Genomic DNA, 20,869 nt, shown 5'->3' with positions numbered 1-20,869 from the left:
CGCTAATTTTTTACAGTTTTTTTACCATAAAATTTATATTTTCTGATCTTACCTTAGATTTTTTATCTATAAGTCTAACAATAAAGCCTCCAACAGCCATTGATACAAGGCCAACTAAAAGGGCTAGAAGTTCGTAGTTGTCAGCTTGGGCTTTTAAAAAGTATGAATGGCCTAGGGAAAATCCTACTATTAAAAACAAAAGTGGAATTCCATAAAGGACTAACATAAATTTTAAAACCCTAGATGAGTCTGCTTGAACTTCTACAAAATCTCCTGGCTTTACTTGTAAGTTGTCAATAACCTTAATAACTTGTGGCGGTTGTTGGCAGGCTGCAGAACATGAGGCACAACTACTTCCACAAGATGAAACTTTTCTCACTTCTAACTCTGCTATGCCGTCATTTACTGTTACAACTCTTCCTACTCTTTCCATTAATCCTCCCTTCTAAGGACTTCAATGTGAACTTCTTCTAATTGTTTGTTGTCAAGACTAATTGGCGCCCCTGTTAACAAGTCAGTTGCTGACTGAGTCTTAGGGAAGGCAATTACATCTCTTATATTATTTGTACCCGCAAATAACATGACTAATCTATCTAGGCCGTAGGCAATTCCGCCGTGAGGAGGAGTTCCGTACTTAAATGATTCTAACAAGAAGCCAAACTTGTCTTCTTGGGCCTTTTCATCTATGCCAAGGGCATTAAACATTCTCTTTTGTAAATCTGAATTTGAAATTCTAATTGATCCTCCGCCCATTTCATCTCCATTTATAACAATGTCATAGGCTTTTGCCCTAACCTTGTCTGGCTCAGATTCTAACATATCTAAGTCTTCGTCTTTTGGTGAAGTAAATGGATGGTGTTTGGCTACATATCTATTTTCTTCTTCGTCATATTCAAATAATGGGAAGTCAGTTAACCAAAGAATATCATAAGTATCGTGATCTCTTAGGCCAAGTTTGTCAGCTATATGATTTCTAAGATTTCCTAAAGAGTCAAAGACAACTGAATTTTTATCTGCAACAAATAAAATAAGGTCATTTTCTTTGGCGTCCATTTTTTCTATTATGGATTTGATTTCATCTTCTCCTAAAAACTTAGCAACTGGAGATTGGATTTCTACATCTGCCTTTAACTTCATCCAAGCTAGGCCCTTTGCTCCATAAGTTTTTACAAAGGCTTCTAACTTGTCTATGTCCTTTCTAGAAAATTCTTCTGCCTGACCATTTATATTTATGGCCCTAACTGATCCACCTGAACTAATTGCTCCAGAAAATACTTTAAAGGCTGAATCTTTTAAAATATCTGAAAGATCTACAAGTTCAAAGCCGAATCTTGTATCTGGTTTGTCTACTCCATATCTCTCCATGGCTTCGTTATAGGATAGTCTCTTAAATGGAATTTCAAGGTCAATGCCCTTTACTTCTTTAAAGACATATTGCATTAGACCTTCGTTCATAGAAAGAACATCTTCAACATCTACAAATGACATTTCAATATCCACTTGGGTAAATTCTGGTTGGCGGTTGGCCCTTAGGTCTTCGTCTCTAAAGCACTTGGCAATTTGGAAGTACCTGTCATAACCAGAAACCATAAGCATTTGCTTAAATAATTGTGGTGATTGTGGTAGGGCGTAAAACTTTCCTGGATTAACTCTTGATGGAACTAAGTAGTCCCTAGCTCCTTCTGGAGTTGGCTTACCAAGAACTGGTGTTTCAACTTCAACAAACCTATGACCTGCTAAATAATCTCTAAAGGCCTTGTAGGTTTTGGCCCTAAGTAGAAGATTTTTTTGAATTTCAGGTTTTCTTAAATCAAGAGTCCTGTACTTTAGTCTCATCGTTTCAGAAACATTGTCCCCATCTTTAACATAAATCGGTGGAACTTCTGCTGTGTCTAAAATCTTTAGATCACTTGCTAGAATTTCAATTTTTCCTGTTGGAATTTCTTCGTTTATTGAAGACCTCTCTCTTACTTTTCCCTTAACTGCAATTACAAATTCTGAACGAAGTTTTTCTGCCTTTTTTAAAACTTCATCTCCAGAATCTTCATCAAAAACTATTTGGCTAATGCCAGAAATATCTCTAATATCTACAAATACTATTGAACCAAAGGACCTGGCCCTTTGGACCCAGCCCATTAGTGTAACTTCATCTCCAATATTTTTTTCTCTTAACTCTCCAGCATAGTGACTTCTTCTTAGGCCACCCATTTTCTCTATCATCTTAGTCCTCCTAACTATTTTATTCCATAAAAAAATCGTCCTCTCTAAGGGACGAATAAATCGCGGTGCCACCCTAATTGGATAAAAATATCCCAGCTTATAAAACCTTAGGCGGTTTCAAACCTTTTGCTCCAAGATGTCTTCACCAAGGTCTTTTACAAATTTCCACCAGCCATTTGCTCTCTATAAAAAACTTCTCAGCTACTCTTTCTCTTCATCGCCAATTAAAGTAATTTTATAATAAGTAAATTTTTTTGTCAACTCTTAGGAAAAATAAAAAGAGTACTAAAAATCTCAGTACTCTTTAAAAAATTTTTCTTAAAAGGCCCTGCCATCTAAAACTTTCATTAGTTCTTCTTTTTTCTTTGGATCAACATTTTCTGTAAGCTTTTCTAATACTATTCTGCCAGCTGGGTCCATGCCTTGACAGCCTGCTAGTAATAAGAGGTCGCCTTTCTCTACTGTTTCTAAAACGTGGTAGCAAGCATCGTCAAGTCTATCAAAGTGAATAACTTTAATTCCATTTTCTTTCATAACTTCATCAAAGACTTCTTTTTCTTCTTTTGAAACCTCGTCCTTCCAAGTTACAGTTTCAGCTGATGAAGTTGAATAAATTTCATTTACTCCTAATTTCTTTAGCCACTTGGCTGATTCTTCTGCTGATTCTCTATTTAAGTTTACTCCCCTGTTGCCTCTAATGGCGTAGAAGATGTGGAAGTTTTTATAGGCCATCATAGAAATTGTTTCCATGGTTACATTAATATTTCTGGCATTTGCATAGTGGTCGTCAATGATCATAAAGTCTTCGTCATAAATAACTTGGAACCTTCTCTCAACTCCGTTAAAGTCTCTCAAGGCCTTTTGGATTGTAGGAATATCTATGCCCCTAACTAGGGAGATAATTATTGCTGCCACTGAATTCATTACAGATGAATAACCAGCAATGCCTAAGTCAACTGGAAAGCTTCCCTTTTTTAATTTCAATTCTTCTATATCCCTGTTAATTACAAAGTCATACCTTGGATAGCCTGTAGAAAAGTCTAAGTTGTCAATACCAAAGTCTTGGTCCTTATTTTTAAAAGAATATGACAAGACCTTGCCCTTAGTTTCATTTGCAAGTTTTTTAATATAATCTTCGTCAAAGTTTAAAATTACATAGGCGTCTTCTTTGGCGTTTCTTATAAGTCTTGACTTGATCTTTGCATAGTTTTCAAAGGACCCGTGTTGGTCAATGTGTTCTCTGGAAAGATTGTTAAAGGTTACAATGTCATAGTCCATGTTCTTGACCCTGTACATTTCTTGGGCGTGGGAAGAAACTTCCATAATTAAATCGCTAATACCAAGGTCGACCATATTTTTTGTATGCTCTTGGAGGTCTCTTGATTCTGGCGTTGTTAAAATTGATGGAATGCTTACGTCTCCATATCTAACGTCAACTGTTCCTGAAACTCCAGTTTTTATTCCAGCTTCTTGAAAGATTTTTTCTACCATAAAGGAAGTTGTGGTCTTACCATTGGTGGCAGTTATACCAATTACATTTAACTTTGTCGATGGATGGTCAAAAAAGTTATCTGAAAGGTCAGCTAGGGCTATTCGACCGTTGGCAACTTTTATTTGGCAGGTGTCAACATCTTGAAAGTCTTCTACAAAAATTATAGCAGCTCCCCTTTTTATTGCGTCATTAATATACTTGTGGCCGTCTGTTTCATGACCTTTAATGGCGACAAAAATCGCCCCATCTTTAACCTTGTTAGAATGGAAGCACACGTCAGTTATTTCTTGGTCTTCATTAAAGGATCCTCTAATTTCTAAAATTTCAATGTCTTTTAAAAGATCTTTAGCTTTCATCTACTCACTCCCTAAAAATTTTATTTTATTTAATGCACTTTCTTTCGAACCTGCTAGATAGTCTTTTAAGGTTCTAGGATTCATGTGTCTTTTTATTTTTTTGTCTAAAATTAACTTACTAGTTGCCCCAAGGCCAAAGCCTATAACTGGCCCTAGGTCTTCCATCATGGCAATGTTATAAAGGCACTCTTTGCCAATCCTTGAGTAGCCAATGTTTTCTAAATTTAAATAAATATGCTTTTGCCTGTAAAGATAATAAGGCTCATAAACGGAAGTCTTCATTAAAGTATTTCTAACTTTTTCAAAGTCTAAGTCTCTATCATTTTCATAGCCTCTTTGACTTAGCCTAGAAGATTTTTTTAAAGCCAAAGAGTGGATGGAAATTGAATCTGCTCCAAGATCTAAAACTTTATTTAAAGATCTTTCAAAGTCTAAAGCCCCTTCTCCTGGCAGACCGATAATTAAATCCATATTAATATTATAAAAGCCAAGGTCCCTTGCTAGCTTAAAACTCTTTTCAATATCTAAGGCAGAATGCTTTCGGCCAATTCTTTCTAAAGTCTTATCGTTCATCGACTGAGGATTTATCGAAATTCTGTCTACCTTGTTTTCTTTTAGCATTAACAGTAGGTCTTTGTCAAAGGTATCTGGTCTTCCTATTTCTACAGTAAATTCTTTAATGTTTCTCACATATTTTCTCAAAATCTTAATTAGCCTATCTAAGTTTTCTGATCCTAAGGCTGATGGTGTTCCTCCACCTATATAAACTGTGGCAAAGTCCATTTGAGTCTGAGAAAAAAATGTCTCTATCTCTTTAATGAGACTTGCTGTATATAATTTAATTTTTTCTGGCTCCATTAAATAAGTTGGATAGGCGCAGTAGCTGCACTTTGATGGACAAAAGGGGATGTCTATATAAATATGGGCCTGATCTCTTAAGTCTTTTACAAAGGGCTCTTGCTTTTTTATTATTTCAAAGGCCAGGTCAATTTTATCACGATCTAAAAAATATCCTTCTGCTAAAATTTTTTCTACTTGGTCTTTAGCATAAGAATCTAAAAGTTTTTTTACAAGTTTAAGGGGATTTACTCCAACTAAAATCCCCCATGCTAAGTCTCTATTTGTATATTTTTTAAAAAGTTTATAGATTCCTCTTTTTATATTGGTCTTTTCGTAAGAAAAATAAGAATCTAGATTTACTTGGTCTTCAAAGGTTGGAGTCTTTAGTTTTAAATAGTCTCCAGCCCTTTCAATAAAAACCTCTTCCTCATCTTTTGAAATACCAGGAACAAAGGCCTCAGCCAGTTCAAGATATTCCTTGTTGTAGGCAATCTTTATAAAGTCTATCATTTAAAGAAACGGATTCCTTTCTCTTTCTTGACCAATTGTAGTTTCTGGTCCGTGACCTGGATAAACTACTATGTCATCATCTAAAGTTAGAAGTTTAGTCTTAATAGAATTTATAAGCTGGTCTTGGTCGCCTAAATAAAAATCTGACCTGCCAACTGAAAGTTTAAAAAGAGTATCTCCTGAAAATAAAGTATTTCCCACTAGATAACAAGTTCCTCCTGGAGAATGGCCTGGCGTATGAATGGCCTTAATTTCTATGTCTCCTAAGGTAAAAACTTTTCCATCTTCAAAGGTCTCGTCAGCTTTAACGCTTACTGGCTCCATTTGAGTTAGCCTAGAAAGATTTAAAACTGGGTCCATAATCATTTGTTCTTCATCCTTGTGGACATAGACTTTTAAATCTTTATACTTGTCTTTTAATTCTTTTATGGCTCCAATATGGTCGCCATGGCTGTGGGTTAATAAAATAAATTTTGGAACAATGTTTTCTTCTTCCAAGGCCTTTTCTATTAAATAAAAATCGTAGCCTGGGTCAATTATTGCCCCTTCTTTTGTTTTTTCATCCCAAAGTATATAGGAGTTCATTTGACCAAAGCCAAGTTCTAATTTTTTAAATTCCATAAGTCCTCCTAAAAGTTTTTAAAAGAGTCTAAAAGTATTGTCACTGGTCCGTCATTTACAAGTTCAACTTCCATATGGGCACCAAACTCACCAGACTTACAGTTAAAGCCGTCAGCTTTTGCCCTTGTAATAAAGTCTTCGTAGAGAGATTTTGCCAGGTCGCCTTTGGCTGCATCTGTAAAAGATGGACGCCTGCCCTTTCTAGCATCGCCATATAGGGTAAACTGAGAGACCACTAAAAGCTCTCCACCTACATCATTTAAGGCTAAATTCATTTGGTCATTTTCATCTTCAAAGACCCTTAGGCCTGTAACTTTTTTATAAATATAGTCTAAGTCTTTGTCTGTGTCTTCCTTGTAAACTCCAAGAAGGACTAAAAACCCCTTTTCAATTTGGCCAATGGTTTGTCCGTCAACTGAAACTTTGGCCCTTGATACTTTTTGTACTACTGCTCTCATTTGTTCTCCTTAGCCTATAACTCTAAATACTTCTATTACGCTGTCTATATTTCTTAGTCTTTCCATTAGCCTGTGAAGTTCATCTATGTCGTGAATTTCTAAAATCATATTTATAGTTGTGATCTTGTCCTTAGAAGTCTTTGCTTCAATGGCATTTATCATTAATCCAGAATCTGCCACCCTGTTAGTTACATCTGCAAGAAGGCCAGTTTTTCCCAAGGCCTTAATGGCAATTTCTGCATTGTAATAGCCCTGGTCTTCGTAGTCCCACTCAGCCTGTAACATTCTTTCTGAGTCTAGGTTGTTGGCAATATTTAAACAGTCTGCCCTGTGAATGGTAATACCCCTGCCTCTAGTTACAAAGCCTACTATTGAATCTCCAGGAACTGGATTACAACACCTGGCCATTCTGACTTTAAGGTCGTGAGACCCTTGGACAATAACTCCAACTCCACCATTTCTCTTTTTCGCTGGCTTCTTGGCTTCATTTAGTTTTAAAACTTCATCATCAGAAAGATGCTTTTCTTTTTCCTTGCGATAGGCATCTACAAGTTTTCCTGCAACTTGTCTAACTGATAGATTTCCAAAGCCAATTGAAGAATAAAGGTCTTCTATGGTCTTGGTCTTATACTTGCGAACGACTCCACTTAAAAAGTCATCAGTCATTAGGTCTTTGGCAGCTATACCTGCTCGCCTAATTTCTTCTTCAAGCATTTCTCTACCAATAACTGTATTCCTATCCTTGTCCTTGGCCTTTAAATACTGTCTGATTTTGTTTTTGGCCTTGGAAGACTTTACGATTTTTATCCAGTCTAAAGATGGTCCTGAAGACTTGTCTGTAATTATTTCTACTATATTTCCATTTTTTAACTTAAAGTCTAGGGGCACAATTTTTCCATTGACTTTTGCACCAACACAATTGTGACCGACTTGGGTGTGGATCATATAGGCAAAGTCAATTGGAGTTGAGCCTTCTGCTAGGGCAAAGACATCTCCCCTTGGAGTAAAGACAAAGACCTCGTCTGTAAAAAAGTCTACCTTTAGGCCTTCCATAAACTCTTCTGGGTCAGATTGTTCTTGCTGCCATTCTAACATTTGACGAACCCAAACTAGGTTGTCTTTTTCAGTATCATTTACAACTGAGCCGCCAGCTTCTTTGTACTTCCAATGGGCGGCAATACCGTATTCTGCTATTTCGTGCATTTCATAAGTTCTGATTTGCACTTCAAAGGTTTCGCCCTTGTCATCAATTACTGTAGTGTGTAAGGACTGGTACATATTTGACTTAGGCATGGCAATATAGTCTTTAAACCTGCCTGGAATTGGTTTAAATAAGTTGTGAACAACACCTAAGGCTCCGTAACAGTCTTTAAGGTCATCAACCATAATTCTCACTGCTGATAGGTCATAAATTTCTTCAAAGGACTTGCCTTGCATGTGCATTTTTTTATAAATTGAATAAAGGCTTTTTGGCCTGCCATAAATTTCTGCCTTAATATTAACTGCCTTTAAATTTTCAGCAATTTTTTTAATAAACTCTTCGATTTCCTTTTCTCTTTCGCTTCTCCTCTTAGAGACCATGTCTGCTAGTTCATAGTAACCAGATGGGTCTAAGTAGCGAAGGGCCAAATCTTCAAGTTCCCATTTTAATTTTGAAATCCCCAGCCTGTTTGCTAAAGGGGCGTAGATTTCAATTACTTCCCTAGCCTTTTCAATTTTTTTCGCCTCTGTCATATACTCTAGGGTTCTCATATTGTGCAGCCTGTCAGCAAGTTTTACAATAATTACCCTAATGTCATTGGCCATAGCTAGGACCATTTTTCTAATATTTTCTGCTTGTTTTTCTTCTTTGGTGTTGTAGTTGATCTTAGTTAACTTAGTTACTCCGTCTACAATGTGGGCAACATCTTTGCCAAAGAGTTCTTCTATTTCTTCCAGGGTACAAGGCGTATCTTCTACAACGTCATGCAAAAGTCCTGCAACTATAGTTGAAGAATCCATTCTAAGGTCAGATAAGATTAAGGCAACATTAAAGGGGTGGATAATATAATCTTCCCCTGAATTTCTCTTTTGGCCTAAATGCATTTTAAAAGCCAGGTCAAAGGCCTGTAAAATCACGTCAATATTTGCCTCAGGATTGTTAGCTAAAATTTTCTCAACAAGGTCTTTTCTAAGATTTTCTTTTAAGACTTCTTGGTCTTCACTTATAGCGATATTATTTTCAGTAGTCATATATTACTCACCTGCCTTAATTCTAAAATTTTTTATTTGCAACTGGAGAGTCTTGTTAGACCCCCATTCATTTATATTAGCTGAGTAGACAATGTCTGCCTTTACGTCAGCTCCATTTACTAAAAGTCTGGCTAGAGAGTAGCCCTTTTCTTCTAAGGCGCTTTCAAATTCATCTAGCCTTGTAAACATAATGCCATCAAGGGAAGTATCTCCCTCTTTAACTGTCATCTTTAAAACATTTTTATTTTTTCCAAGGATTTTAAAATTTCCTAGGCTCAAATCCTTGCCACCAAAAATCGGCCTTGGGTTTTCATTGCCATAGGGACCAATTTTATCTAACAAGTTAATAAGATCGAAGTTTATAAAAGAAAGAGGTAGACCTAGGTCTATCATAACCTTCCTATAAAAATCTTCTTCCTTTAAAGTAGAATGGTCGTTAATTCTCTTTCTAAATTCTTCAAGATCTTTCTTTTTTAAAGATAGACCTGCCGCCAACTTGTGGCCGCCAAAGGATAGGAGGAGGTCTTTTTCTCTAGCAATACCATCTGTAATATGGTATTCATCTATAGACCTGGCTGAGCCTTTAATAATATTGTCATCGCCGTCAGTTAAAATAATTGTCGGCTTGTTGTATTTTTCTTTAATTCTTCCAGCTACAATGCCAGCAATAGATTGGTGGACTCCAGCCAGATAGGAGACGATAATGTCGTTTTCATAATATTTATTACTTTCAATATCTCTAATAAAAAGTTCAAGAGCCTCTTGGGTAAGTTTTGTTCTCTCTTGATTTAATTCTTGCAGGCGCCTAGCTAATTCAATAGCATCATTTAAATTTTCTGCCAAAAGTAAGTCTAGGCCAATTGTAGCAGAATCTAATCTGCCAGAAGCATTAAAAAGTGGGCCGATAATAAAGCCTAAGTGATAGGGTTCTAAGGTTTTTTCTTCAAGGCCAGAAGCTTTAATTAAACACTTTAGACCAATATTAGTGGTATTGTTTAAAAGTTTTAAGCCATTAGCTACAATAATTCTATTTTCTCCAACAAGGTCCATAACGTCACAAACTGTAGCAATGGCAGCATATTCTAAATAATCTCTAACAACTTCTCCTTCTTCGTAGCCTAAAACTCCTGCCAGGTACTCTATAAACTTGTAACTTATAGCCGCCCCGCAAAGGCCCTTAAAAGGATAGGGACAAGCTTCTTGTTTTGGATTAATTAAGGCTGTAGCTGGTGGAAGAACTTGAATTCCATTTTCAATTTTTGGTTCGTGGTGGTCTAAAACAATGGTCTCTATGTTTTTTTCTCTGGCTCTTTCCAGAGCGTCAAAGGCAGAAACTCCATTATCACAGGTTATAATTAAGTCTACCCCATCTGCGCTCGCCTTATCTACCATAGAAGCATTAATGCCGTAGCCATCTTCTATCCTGTGAGGAAGATGATAGTCAGTCTTTGGGTTTTCCTTGGAAATAAACTTATATAAAATATAAGTAGACATAATCCCATCTACATCATAGTCGCCAATAATTCTAATTTTCTTTTCTTGGTCAATGGCATGTAAAAGAATATCAATCCCTAATTCTAAATCCTTCATTAGAGATGGATCATTAAGCCTAGTCAAAGAAGGATTTAAAAACTCTTCAAGGTCAGCTTCGTTTTCAATACCTCTATTGGCAATTATCCTGTATAAAATTTTTTCATTTGGACTTTGTCCTAAAGATGCTATATTAGAATTAGCAGATTTAATTAACCATTTTTCCAATTTTTTACCACCAATTTTTTCCTAAAAATAATTTGTCATTATAAAATTATATCACATTTACTAAGTTTATAGAATAGCTAAGCAGCTTGTTTCTATGATTGGTCGTCCTTATATTTATAAAGGGCCAAATAAAAAAACAAACCCAGGTGATTTTTCCTGGATTTGTTTTAAAATTTTGTTTTTAATTTTCTACTGGAGTTTCCTCTTCTCCTTCAACCGCTTCTAATTCTTCTTGAATTTTAAGATTTAGTTGTGACAAGCTTTCGCCTGTTTCTTTGTCGTAAATGTCTAAGCTCTTATATTTTCTTAGTCCACTTCCTGCTGGTATTAATTGGCCAATAATTACATTTTCTTTTAGGCCAACTAGGGCGTCTGATTTTCCTTTTATTGATGCATCTGTTAAAACTTTTGTGGTTTCTTGGAAGGATGCTGCTGATAGGAAGGAATCAGTTTCTAGGGATGCCTTGGTTATACCCATTAGGGCTGGGCTTCCTTTGGCTTCTTCTAGGCCTTCTTCTTTAGCTATTTCGTTAGCTTCGTTAAAGGCTTCTAGTTTTACGAAGGATCCTGGAAGTAGGTTGGTTCCTCCTGCTTCTTCAACTTTTATGTTGGCTAACATTTGGCGAACTATAACTTCAATGTGTTTGTCGTCAATGTCTACCCCTTGAAGTCTGTAAACTCTTTGTACTTCTTTTAGAATATAGTCTTGGACTCCCTTGGTTCCCTTTATGCGAAGTAAGTCTTGAGGATATACTGAACCACTTGTAAGTTCGTCTCCTGCTTCTACCTTGTCGCCATCTTTTACTTTTACAATAGCTCCATAGACGATATTATATCTTTCTTGTTGGCCATCGTCAGCAGTTATTACTACTTCTTTTTTTCTATTTTCACTTTCAATTTTTACTGTACCATCTATTTCAGAAATAATAGCAAGTCCCTTTGGTTTTCTAGCTTCAAATAACTCTTCAACCCTTGGAAGACCTTGGGTAATGTCTGATGCTGATGCTACACCACCTGTATGGAATGTTCTCATTGTAAGCTGGGTTCCTGGTTCACCAATTGATTGGGCTGCTATAATTCCTACAGCTTCTCCTAGGCCAACCTTTGATCCATTTGCTAGGTTCATGCCATAGCAGTGAGAACAAATTCCGCCTTTGGTCTTACAGTTAAAGACTGTTCTTACTTTTACTTCTTTGATGCCAGCGTCTACAATTTTTCCTGCAATTGTTGCTGTTATCATTTCGTTTTTGCCAATTAAGACCTTACCTGTCTCTGGATGGACAATTTCTTCGTGGGTATATCTTCCTGTAATTCTGTCTTCTAGGGACTCGATTAATTCCTTGCCATCTACAAAGGCTTTTAATACAGAATATTCTTCAGTTCCACAGTCTTCTTCTTTTATAATAACTTCTTGAGATACGTCTACTAGCCTTCTAGTTAAATATCCTGAGTCAGCTGTTCTTAGGGCTGTATCTGCAAGTCCCTTTCTAGATCCGTGAGTTGACATGAAGAATTCTAGTACTGATAGCCCTTCACGGAAGTTAGAAGTAATTGGTACTTCAATAATTCTTCCTGTAGGTGAGGCCATAAGTCCACGCATTCCTGCTAGCTGAGAAATTTGGTTCTTAGAACCTCTGGCTCCTGAGTCTGCCATGATAAAGATTGAGTTATCATAGTCAAAGGTAGTCATTACCTTGTCAGTAAGTTCGTCAGTTACCTTAGACCAAATTTCAATTACTTTTTCATATCTTTCTTCGTCTGAAATAAGTCCTCTTCTATAGGCTTTTTCATATTTGTCTACTTCTTTTTCAGCTTGGTCAATCATAGCTTGTTTTTCTTCTGGAACGTGAATGTCTCCAAAAGAAATAGTGATTGCTCCCTTGGTTGAATACTTATAACCCATGGATTTAACAGTATCAACAAATTCTACTGTTTCCATGTTGCCATGGTTTTCATAAGTTTTTTCTATAATTTTTCCAAGGAGAGACTTGTTTATAACCCTGTTTATTTCTAGGCCGTACTTGTCTACTTCCCTGTCTACAAAACCTAGGTCTTGTTTAATATATTGGTTGATAATAAATCTTCCAATTGTTCCTGGAATTATAACAGATTTGCCTTCTTCGTCTCTTATTCTTAGTTTAACATGGGCGTGAATGTGAACACTGCCTGTGTTGTAGGCTTGTAGAAGCTCTGCCATGTCTGAGAAAACCATGCCGTCTCCCTTAACTGGCTCTTTGGCTTCCATAGTTAAATAGTACATTCCAAGTACCATGTCTTGGGTAGGGGTTACAATTGGCTTACCGTCTTTTAGGCCTAAAACGTTGTTAGTTGAAAGCATTAAAAGTCTGGCTTCAGCTTGGGCTTCAGCAGATAGTGGCAAGTGGACAGCCATTTGGTCCCCGTCAAAGTCTGCGTTGTAGGCAGTACATGCAAGTGGGTGAAGTTTAATGGCCTTGCCTTCTACTAAAACTGGTTCAAAGGCTTGGATACCAAGTCTGTGTAGGGTCGGTGCCCTGTTTAGTAAAACTGGATGGTCTTTTATAACCTTGTCTAGAATGTCCCAAACTTGTGGATTTTGTCTTTCTACCATTCTCTTGGCAGATTTTATATTGTGAACAAAGCCGTCTTCTACTAGCTCTTTCATTACATATGGTTTAAATAATTCTAGGGCCATAGTCTTTGGTAGACCGCATTGGTGAAATTTTAATTCTGGTCCTACTACAATTACTGAACGGCCAGAATAGTCAACCCTCTTTCCTAGTAGATTTTGTCTAAACCTACCTTGCTTACCCTTAAGCATTTCAGAAAGTGATTTTAATGGTCTATTTCCTGCTCCTGTTACAGGTCTTCCACGTCTACCATTGTCAATTAAAGCATCGACTGCTTCTTGAAGCATCCTCTTTTCATTTCTAACAATGATATCAGGTGCTCCTATATCTAATAATTTTTTAAGTCTGTTGTTTCTATTTATTACCCTTCTATAAAGGTCGTTTAAGTCTGATGTTGCAAACCTGCCACCATCTAGTTGGACCATTGGTCTTAAATCTGGTGGTATTACTGGTAGAACATCTAAAATCATCCATTCAGGTCTGTTGTTTGAGTTTAAAAAGGCTTCGATTATTTCTAGTCTTCTAGAAATTCTTCTCTTTTTTTGGCCTCTAGCATCTTCAAGTTCTGCCCTTAGCTCTTTAGATTCTTTATCAAGGTCTACTTTTTCTAGTAGATACTTAATAGCTTCGGCGCCCATCATTGCTTCAAATTTGTCGCCAAATTCAGCCTTTAATTCTCTATATTCCATTTCTCCAAGAAGTTGCTTGTCAAAAAGACCTGTGCCATCTTCGTGGATTTCTGTTACTACATAAGATGCATAGTATAAGACTCTCTCAAGTTCCTTTGGACTCATATCAAGTAGAAGGCCCATTCTAGATGGGATTCCCTTGAAATACCAAATATGAGATACTGGTGTAGCTAGTTCTATATGGCCCATTCTCTCTCTACGAACCTTGGCCTTGGTGACTTCAACGCCACATTTTTCACAGACTACTCCCTTGTATCTTACTCTCTTATACTTGCCACAATTACATTCCCAGTCTTTAACTGGTCCAAATATTTTTTCGCAAAAAAGACCTTCTTTTTCAGGTTTTAATGTTCTATAATTAATGGTTTCTGGTTTTTTTACTTCTCCATAAGACCATTGTCTTATTTTATCTGATGATGCTAATCCAATCTCTATAGAATTTATTACATCTTTATTTTCCAAAAGAGTCGCTCCCTTCATAAAACATTTCTTGTCTATCTAAAAGAAATATTAATCTTCGTCGTCTTCGTCGTCATCTTCATCGTCAGAAAAGTTAAACCCTTCTGGGATCTCATCTTCTCCAATTTTTCTAATACCTGAAATTACATTTTTGTCTTGGGCCAAATCGGCTTCATCGTCTTCGTACTTGTCTGAGCTTGAATCAATTTTACTTAATTCGTCATCTATATCGTCGTCTAAGTTCATTTCGTTGTTGTCAAGGTCTAGAACTTTTACGTCAAGGGCAAGTGATTGTAATTCCTTTATTAAAACCTTAAATGATTCTGGTATACCAGGTTCTGGTATGTTTTCTCCCTTTACTATAGCCTCATAGGTCTTAACTCTACCTACAATATCGTCTGACTTTATAGTTAGCATTTCTTGTAGAGTATGAGATGCGCCATAGGCTTCTAGGGCCCAAACTTCCATTTCCCCAAACCTTTGGCCACCAAATTGAGCCTTGCCTCCTAGAGGTTGTTGGGTTACTAGGGAGTATGGTCCAGTTGACCTAGCGTGAATTTTTTCGTCTACTAAGTGGTGAAGTTTTAGCATATACATATAACCAACAGTTACTGGATGGTCAAATTTTTCTCCACTTCTACCGTCTCTTAGTTGGATTTTTCCATCTTCAGAATAGCCTGCTTCTTTTAAGGCCTCGGCAATATCGTATTCGTTGGCTCCATCAAATACAGATGTAGCTACATGCCAGCCTAGTTTTTTTGCTGCTAGACCTAAATGAACTTCTAGTACTTGGCCTAGGTTCATTCTAGATGGTACCCCTAGTGGGTTAAGAACAATTTCTACTGGAGTTCCATCTGGTAAATAAGGCATGTCTTCTCTAGGCAATATTCTAGAAATTACCCCCTTGTTACCGTGACGACCACACATCTTGTCACCAACAGAAATTTTTCTCTTAGTTGCAACATAAACCCTAACCATTTCATTTACGCCAGGATTTAGTTCATCGCCATTTTCTCTAGTAAAGGTCTTTACGTCTATAACAATTCCCGCTTCTCCGTGAGGAACTCTTAGAGATGTGTCCCTAACTTCTCTGGCCTTTTCACCAAAAATCGCCCTTAAAAGTCTTTCTTCAGGTGAAAGTTCTGTTTCTCCCTTAGGAGTAACCTTACCAACAAGGATGTCGCCTGACCTAACTTCAGCACCAATTCTAATTACGCCTCTTTCATCAAGGTCTTTAAGCATGTCTTCCCCAACATTAGGAATGTCTCTAGAAATTTCTTCTGAGCCAAGTTTTGTCTCTCTGGCTTCAGATTCATATTCTTCTATGTGCACTGATGTTAGTTTATCTTCTATAACTAGGTCTTCAGAAATTAACATAGCGTCTTCGTAGTTATAACCTTCCCAGTTCATAAAGGCAATTCTAATATTTCTACCTAGAGCCATTTCTCCTTGATCAGTTGAAGGTCCGTCTGCTATAACTTGGCCTGCTTCAACCTTGTCTCCCAAGTGGACAATAGGTCTTTGGTTAATAGTTGTACCAGCATTGGCCCTTCTAAATTTCTTTAATTTATACTTGTGAATAGAGCCATATGAATCTGCCTTAACTTCAATGTAGTCAGCACAGATTTTTGAAACAACTCCATCTTCCTTATTTACAATTACAACACCAGAGTCTTTGGCTGCCTTGTATTCAATACCAGTTCCAATAATTGGAGCTTCAGTAAAGCATAGAGGAACAGCTTGACGCTGCATGTTTGCACCCATTAGGGCACGGTTGGCGTCGTCATTTTCCAAGAAAGGAATCATGGCAGTACCAACTGAAACAATTTGTCTAGGCGATACGTCCATGTAGTCTATATCTTTTACGTCATATACGTCAACTACCCCGTTAATACCTCTAGCCACAACTCTTTCGTTAATAAAATATCCGTTTTCATCAAGAGGTTCATTTGATTGAGCAATAATGTGTTTGTCTTCAATATCTGCTGTTATATAGTCAATTTCATCTGTAACCTTGCCATCTGGTTTTACTACCTTTCTAAAAGGCGCTTCAATAAAACCAAAGTCGTTAATTCTCGCATAAGTTGCAAGAGATGTTATAAGACCGATATTAGGTCCTTCAGGAGTTTCAATTGGACACATTCTTCCATAGTGGGAGTTGTGAACGTCTCTAACTTCCATTCCAGCCCTGTCTCTACTTAGACCACCAGGTCCTAAGGCTGACATTCTTCTCTTGTGAGTTAGTTCAGATAAAGGGTTTGTTTGGTCCATAAATTGAGATAATTGTGAAGAACCAAAGAACTCCTTAACTGCTGCAGTTAAAGGTCTAATGTTAATTAAAGATTGAGGAGTGTTAGATTCCATATCTTGGATAGTCATTTTTTCTCTAATGGCTCTTTCCATTCTAGAAAAACCTATCCTATATTGGTTTTGTAAAAGCTCTCCAACTGATCTAATTCTTCTGTTACCTAAGTGGTCAATGTCGTCAATTAGACCAATGCCTTTAAATAGTCCAAGTTCATAAGAAACTGATGCTAAAATATCATCTCTAAGAACGTGTTTTGGACTAAGATTTTTTATATTTTGTTCAATCTCAAAATCAAGGTCTTCTCCTTCAAAGTTTTCTAAAAGTTCTTTCATTAAAGGATAATATACCTTGTCTTTCAAGCCGTATTTACTAAGGTCAATGTCAAAGGCTTCAACATCTACAAAGTTGTTACCTAAAACTTTAACTGCTTCTTCGTCTTTGTTTAAAATAGTAACTAGGTTAATACCTGCATATTCTATTTCTTTAGCAATTTCTTCTGTAATTTCTGAGCCTTTTGTAACAATAATTTCTCCAGTTTCTCTGTCAACTATATTATCTGCTGCTACAAAGCCTTTAATTCTAGAAGCAAGGGCTAATTTTTTATTAAATTTATACCTACCTACATTTGCTAGGTCATATCTCTTATGTTCAAAGAACATATTGTTAAATAAAGATGTGGCTGAGTCTAAAGTAGGAGGTTCTCCAGGTCTTAACTTTTTATAAATTTCAATAATAGCTTCTTCTCTATTTTGGGTCAAGTCCTTTTCTAGAGTAGCTAAAAGTTCTTCACTTTCGCCAAAGGTATCTAGAATTTCTGACTTGGTTTCAACTCCTAGGGCCCTTACTAAAATTGTCATAGGAATTTTTCTGTTCCTATCTATTCTAGTATAGACTATGTCCTTTGAGTCAGATTCGAACTCAATCCAAGCTCCTCTGTTTGGAATTAAAGTAGAAGAATAAAGAGGCTTACCTGTTTTGTCTCTTTCTAATTTGTAGTATACACCAGGTGATCTAACTAGCTGGTTAACAACAACTCTCTCTGCGCCGTTAATAATAAAGGTACCTGTTTCAGTCATCATAGGCATGTCGCCCATAAATACTTCCTGTTCCTTAATTTCCATGGTGGACTTATTGTGTAACCTTACCTTAACAGTTAGAGGGGCAGAATAATTGGCATCATGGTCTTTAGCTTCCTCTTCTGTGTACTTTTTGTCTTCACCTATTTTATGCTCGACAAACTCCATAACCAAATCTCCAGTATAGTCTTCTATAGGAGAAACATCTTGGAGCACTTCTTTTAAGCCTTCATTTAAAAACCACTTAAAAGAGTTTGTTTGAACTTCAATTAAGTTAGGTGGATCTATAACTTCTTTAATTCTCGAATAAGAAACCCTAACTCTTTTGCCATAATTTACAGGATTTGTCATGTAAAAAACCTCACCTCTCACTTGAACGTCTATATCAATAACTACCTTCTATAATATAAATAGAGCATAAGACCCCAATTTAAATTATATTATTCAATGATTTATTGTATCACATGAATATTTGTTAGTCAATTAGTTTAAAAGAAAAAATTTACTCACAAAAAAAGCTATACTTAGATAAATTTAAGCATAGCTTTGCGATTCTTTTTATTTTATTTTTATAGCTTTTGATTTATTAAATCAACTAAAGTTCTTAGGGCTACATTCTCATCAGGTCCGTCAGTTTTTATTGTAAGTTCTTCTCCACAAAATGCACCTAGGGACATTATTCCTATTATGCTCTTGCCATTTACTGATATGCCATCAGAAACTAGTTTTACCTCAGATTCAAATTTTCCAGCTACTTTTACAAAGTTCGCTGCTGCCCTACCATGTAGGCCTTCTTCGTTTACTAACTTAACCTTCATCTCTTTCATCTTCTGCACCCCTATGTTTTTCTGCCATTTTACTAATTTTTTTTAATCTGTAATTTACTCCTGACCTTGTGTAATGGTCTTTAGTTTTTTCTGCTATTTCTTTTAAAGTATAGTATTCGTTTTCCAGCCTAATCTGTGCTATTTCTTTTATATCATCTGAAAGGCCTTGATACTTTCCTATTTCTTTTAAATAATTTATATCTGCTATTTGTTTTTGAGCAGCTTCAATTTGTTTGTTTATATTTGCAGTTTCACAATTTACAACTCTGTTGACATTGTTTCTTAAGTCTTTTAAAACTCTTATATTTTCAAATTTTAGTAGACTTTGACTGAGACCAATTAAGGCCATAAAGTCTGAAATTTGTTCTGCTTCTTTAATATAGACTATATGAGAATTTTTTCTCTTTGAGCTTCTAGCCTTGAGACCTCTTTTGTTTATAAGATTTTTTAAGTCTTCAGCAAAGTCTTCTTCCCTACAAACAATTTCCAAATGATAGGATTTTTCTGGATTTGTAATTGACCCTGCTCCTAAAAAGGCTCCCCTTAAGTAGGCCCTTTCTTCTTTGTCTGACTTAAGCCTGTCAGCCATTATATATGATCCCTTATTAAAATACTGACCGTTATAAATAAAGTTTGTGTCATGGAGTAGATCATCAATGGCATACTTGTCATTCATTACTATTATATACTGGCCATTTTTTACTAGGCTAGTTGATTTTTTTCTATAGGCTTCAAGCTGGTTTGAATAGCCTTTTAAATGGGTGAAAATCCTCCTGGCTGTTGAGGCATTTTCTGTGACAAATTCTAGTGATATATTCTTTGATTTTATTTTTATCTCACAACAAGTTCTTACAAAGGCAGAAAGTTCAGCTAATATGAGTTTCGAAGATTCTAAGTGAACCCTAGCGCCTTCGTTTTTTGCGTCATTTGAAAAACCCATATTAGTTTTTACTTTCCTCTTTTATTTTTTTCGCCTTTTTTATAATCATCTTTTCATTGTCGTGGATTAAAATTTTTAATGCTTGTTCAAAGTCAACATATTTTGCTTCGTTAAACCCTTCTTTTCTTAGTGGTTTGAGATTAGTATCTTCAGAATACATAGTAAACCAGTGCACAGTCTTAGTAGATTTTTGTTTTCTTCTAAGGTTGTAATATTGGTAGTCAATTTTATCAATATAAACACCTAAGTCTGCTTGTATTCCTGTTTCTTCTTTTACTTCTCTTAGAGCAGTTTCATAATATGTTTCACCTTTTTTTACATGCCCCTTGGGAAGAACCCAGCCGCCATTGAGTTTACGAAGTAATAATATCTTGTCAGAATTAAACACAACACCTCCAGCGCTTACTTCCCTCATAATATCACTCCATTTTGTCCATACTACTTATTATTCTATCATTATTAAATAACTTGTGCAAGCGATTTCTCACTTATATTTATTTTGTTTGAGTCTTTAAAATTTTCTCTAGGTCCTTGCATATTTTTAAAGAGTTTGACCTTATATAACCATCTTTGACATCAATGTATTCCCCTTTTATTAGCCTAATGTTTTTTTCTTTTAAAAACTTTTCGTCTTCTTTTGTTGGAAGGACTTGAACTGATTCTTCTATGTCATAAGATTTTAAATACTTGTAATCAATAATTTTCTCATTTACAAAACAGTAGTCTAGTATATCTTCGCTTGAGTGTTTTAAAAGTCCTCTTACGTGGTCGGAAACGCTATAATCATCTGTCTCTCCAGCCTGGGTCATTACATTGCAAATATAAACAGTCTGAGCCTTTGAGTTTACAATTTCTTCAACCATTTGTCCTATAAGTAGGTTTGGAATTACAGAAGTATATAAAGATCCAGGGCCTAAAACAATTAAGTCAGCTTCTCTTACTGCTTCTATACAAGAGTCGAGAATTTTTACATCAGAATTTTCTAGGGAAAGTTTTTTAATTGGAGACTTTTCTTTTTTTACAAATTTTGGAATGGCAGATTCTCCTAAAAACTTTTTGCCATTTTCAAGTTCTGCTATTAAGTCCATTTTATCAAGGGTTACTGGAAGGACCTTGCCTGTTATGTTTAAAACCTTTGAGGCCTCTTTAACTGCAAGACCAAAGTCGCCATAAATTTCGTTCATGGCTGCTAAAAATAAATTTCCAAAAGACTGACCCTTAAGTTTTCCACTGACAAAACGAAATCTAAATAATTTTTCCAATTGTTCTTGGGTGTTTGATAGAGCAAGAAGACAGGCTCTAATATCTCCTGGAGGTAGCATGCCTAAGTCTGACCTTAAAACTCCAGATCCGCCGCCGTCATCTGCAACTGTAACTATGGCTGTAATATTTTGTGTGAAATTTTTTAAGCCAGCAAGGAGAACTGAGTTTCCAGTTCCTCCTCCAATGACTACAACTTTTTTGTCTTTCATAA

Annotated in this window: 14 protein-coding genes and 1 other annotated feature; all 14 genes read right to left on the bottom strand. The window is 36.1% G+C overall.

Going from position 1 to position 20,869, the window contains the following annotated elements:
* Nucleotides 1-10: 10 nt before the first annotated feature.
* The 14 genes from BN2667_RS02235 to BN2667_RS02170 all read right to left on the bottom strand — a co-directional run bounded on the left by BN2667_RS02235 (nt 11) and on the right by BN2667_RS02170 (nt 20,867).
* Nucleotides 11-433, bottom strand: coding sequence for a SoxR reducing system RseC family protein (locus BN2667_RS02235; RefSeq protein WP_054251696.1), 423 nt, complete (start codon nt 431-433; stop codon nt 11-13).
* Nucleotides 433-2,220: an aspartate--tRNA ligase gene (gene aspS, locus BN2667_RS02230; RefSeq protein ID WP_054251695.1), complete on the bottom strand. Its 1,788-nt coding sequence runs from the start codon at nt 2,218-2,220 to the stop codon at nt 433-435. Before aspS ends, BN2667_RS02235 begins: the two co-directional genes overlap by 1 nt.
* 44 nt (nt 2,221-2,264) lie before the next feature.
* Nucleotides 2,265-2,447, bottom strand: a binding site (T-box leader).
* Nucleotides 2,448-2,538: 91 nt separating this feature from the next.
* Nucleotides 2,539-4,068 carry a Mur ligase family protein gene (locus BN2667_RS02225; protein ID WP_054251694.1) on the bottom strand — a complete coding sequence of 510 codons (1,530 nt, stop codon included), beginning with the start codon at nt 4,066-4,068 and terminating at the stop codon, nt 2,539-2,541.
* A complete protein-coding gene (hemZ, locus tag BN2667_RS02220) occupies nt 4,069-5,418 on the bottom strand; it encodes a coproporphyrinogen dehydrogenase HemZ (protein WP_054251693.1) in 1,350 nt (449 codons plus the stop codon).
* On the bottom strand, nt 5,419-6,039 hold the full coding sequence (locus BN2667_RS02215) for an MBL fold metallo-hydrolase (protein ID WP_054251692.1): 621 nt from the start codon (nt 6,037-6,039) through the stop codon (nt 5,419-5,421). It abuts the gene before it with no gap.
* Nucleotides 6,040-6,047: 8 nt separating this feature from the next.
* On the bottom strand, nt 6,048-6,497 hold the full coding sequence (gene dtd / locus BN2667_RS02210; RefSeq protein WP_054251691.1) for a D-aminoacyl-tRNA deacylase: 450 nt from the start codon (nt 6,495-6,497) through the stop codon (nt 6,048-6,050).
* 9 nt (nt 6,498-6,506) lie between these two features.
* Nucleotides 6,507-8,729: a RelA/SpoT family protein gene (locus BN2667_RS02205; protein ID WP_082380171.1), complete on the bottom strand. Its 2,223-nt coding sequence runs from the start codon at nt 8,727-8,729 to the stop codon at nt 6,507-6,509.
* Nucleotides 8,730-8,732: 3 nt separating this feature from the next.
* A complete protein-coding gene (gene recJ, locus BN2667_RS02200; RefSeq protein WP_054251690.1) occupies nt 8,733-10,487 on the bottom strand; it encodes a single-stranded-DNA-specific exonuclease RecJ in 1,755 nt (584 codons plus the stop codon).
* 181 nt (nt 10,488-10,668) lie between these two features.
* On the bottom strand, nt 10,669-14,265 hold the full coding sequence (rpoC, locus tag BN2667_RS02195; RefSeq protein WP_054251689.1) for a DNA-directed RNA polymerase subunit beta': 3,597 nt from the start codon (nt 14,263-14,265) through the stop codon (nt 10,669-10,671).
* A 30-nt stretch (nt 14,266-14,295) separates the two neighbouring features.
* Nucleotides 14,296-17,979 carry a DNA-directed RNA polymerase subunit beta gene (gene rpoB / locus BN2667_RS02190; RefSeq protein ID WP_054251688.1) on the bottom strand — a complete coding sequence of 1,228 codons (3,684 nt, stop codon included), beginning with the start codon at nt 17,977-17,979 and terminating at the stop codon, nt 14,296-14,298.
* A gap of 218 nt (nt 17,980-18,197) precedes the next feature.
* Complete coding sequence (locus tag BN2667_RS02185; RefSeq protein ID WP_054251687.1) at nt 18,198-18,455, bottom strand: HPr family phosphocarrier protein; 258 nt, start codon at nt 18,453-18,455, stop codon at nt 18,198-18,200.
* Nucleotides 18,436-19,395: a DNA-binding protein WhiA gene (whiA, locus tag BN2667_RS02180; RefSeq protein ID WP_054251686.1), complete on the bottom strand. Its 960-nt coding sequence runs from the start codon at nt 19,393-19,395 to the stop codon at nt 18,436-18,438. Before whiA ends, BN2667_RS02185 begins: the two co-directional genes overlap by 20 nt.
* 1 nt (nt 19,396) lies before the next feature.
* A complete protein-coding gene (locus tag BN2667_RS02175; protein WP_054251685.1) occupies nt 19,397-19,810 on the bottom strand; it encodes an NUDIX hydrolase in 414 nt (137 codons plus the stop codon).
* A gap of 79 nt (nt 19,811-19,889) precedes the next feature.
* Entirely contained in the window at nt 19,890-20,867 is a 978-nt protein-coding gene (locus tag BN2667_RS02170; protein WP_054251684.1) for a gluconeogenesis factor YvcK family protein, read from the bottom strand.
* Nucleotides 20,868-20,869: the final 2 nt, after the last annotated feature.

Source organism: Neofamilia massiliensis (assembly GCF_001299475.1).
Classification (GTDB): Bacteria; Bacillota; Clostridia; order Tissierellales; family Peptoniphilaceae; genus Neofamilia; species Neofamilia massiliensis.
Note: the sequence above shows the minus strand (reverse complement) of the source record. Positions and strands in the feature narration are given on the sequence as shown.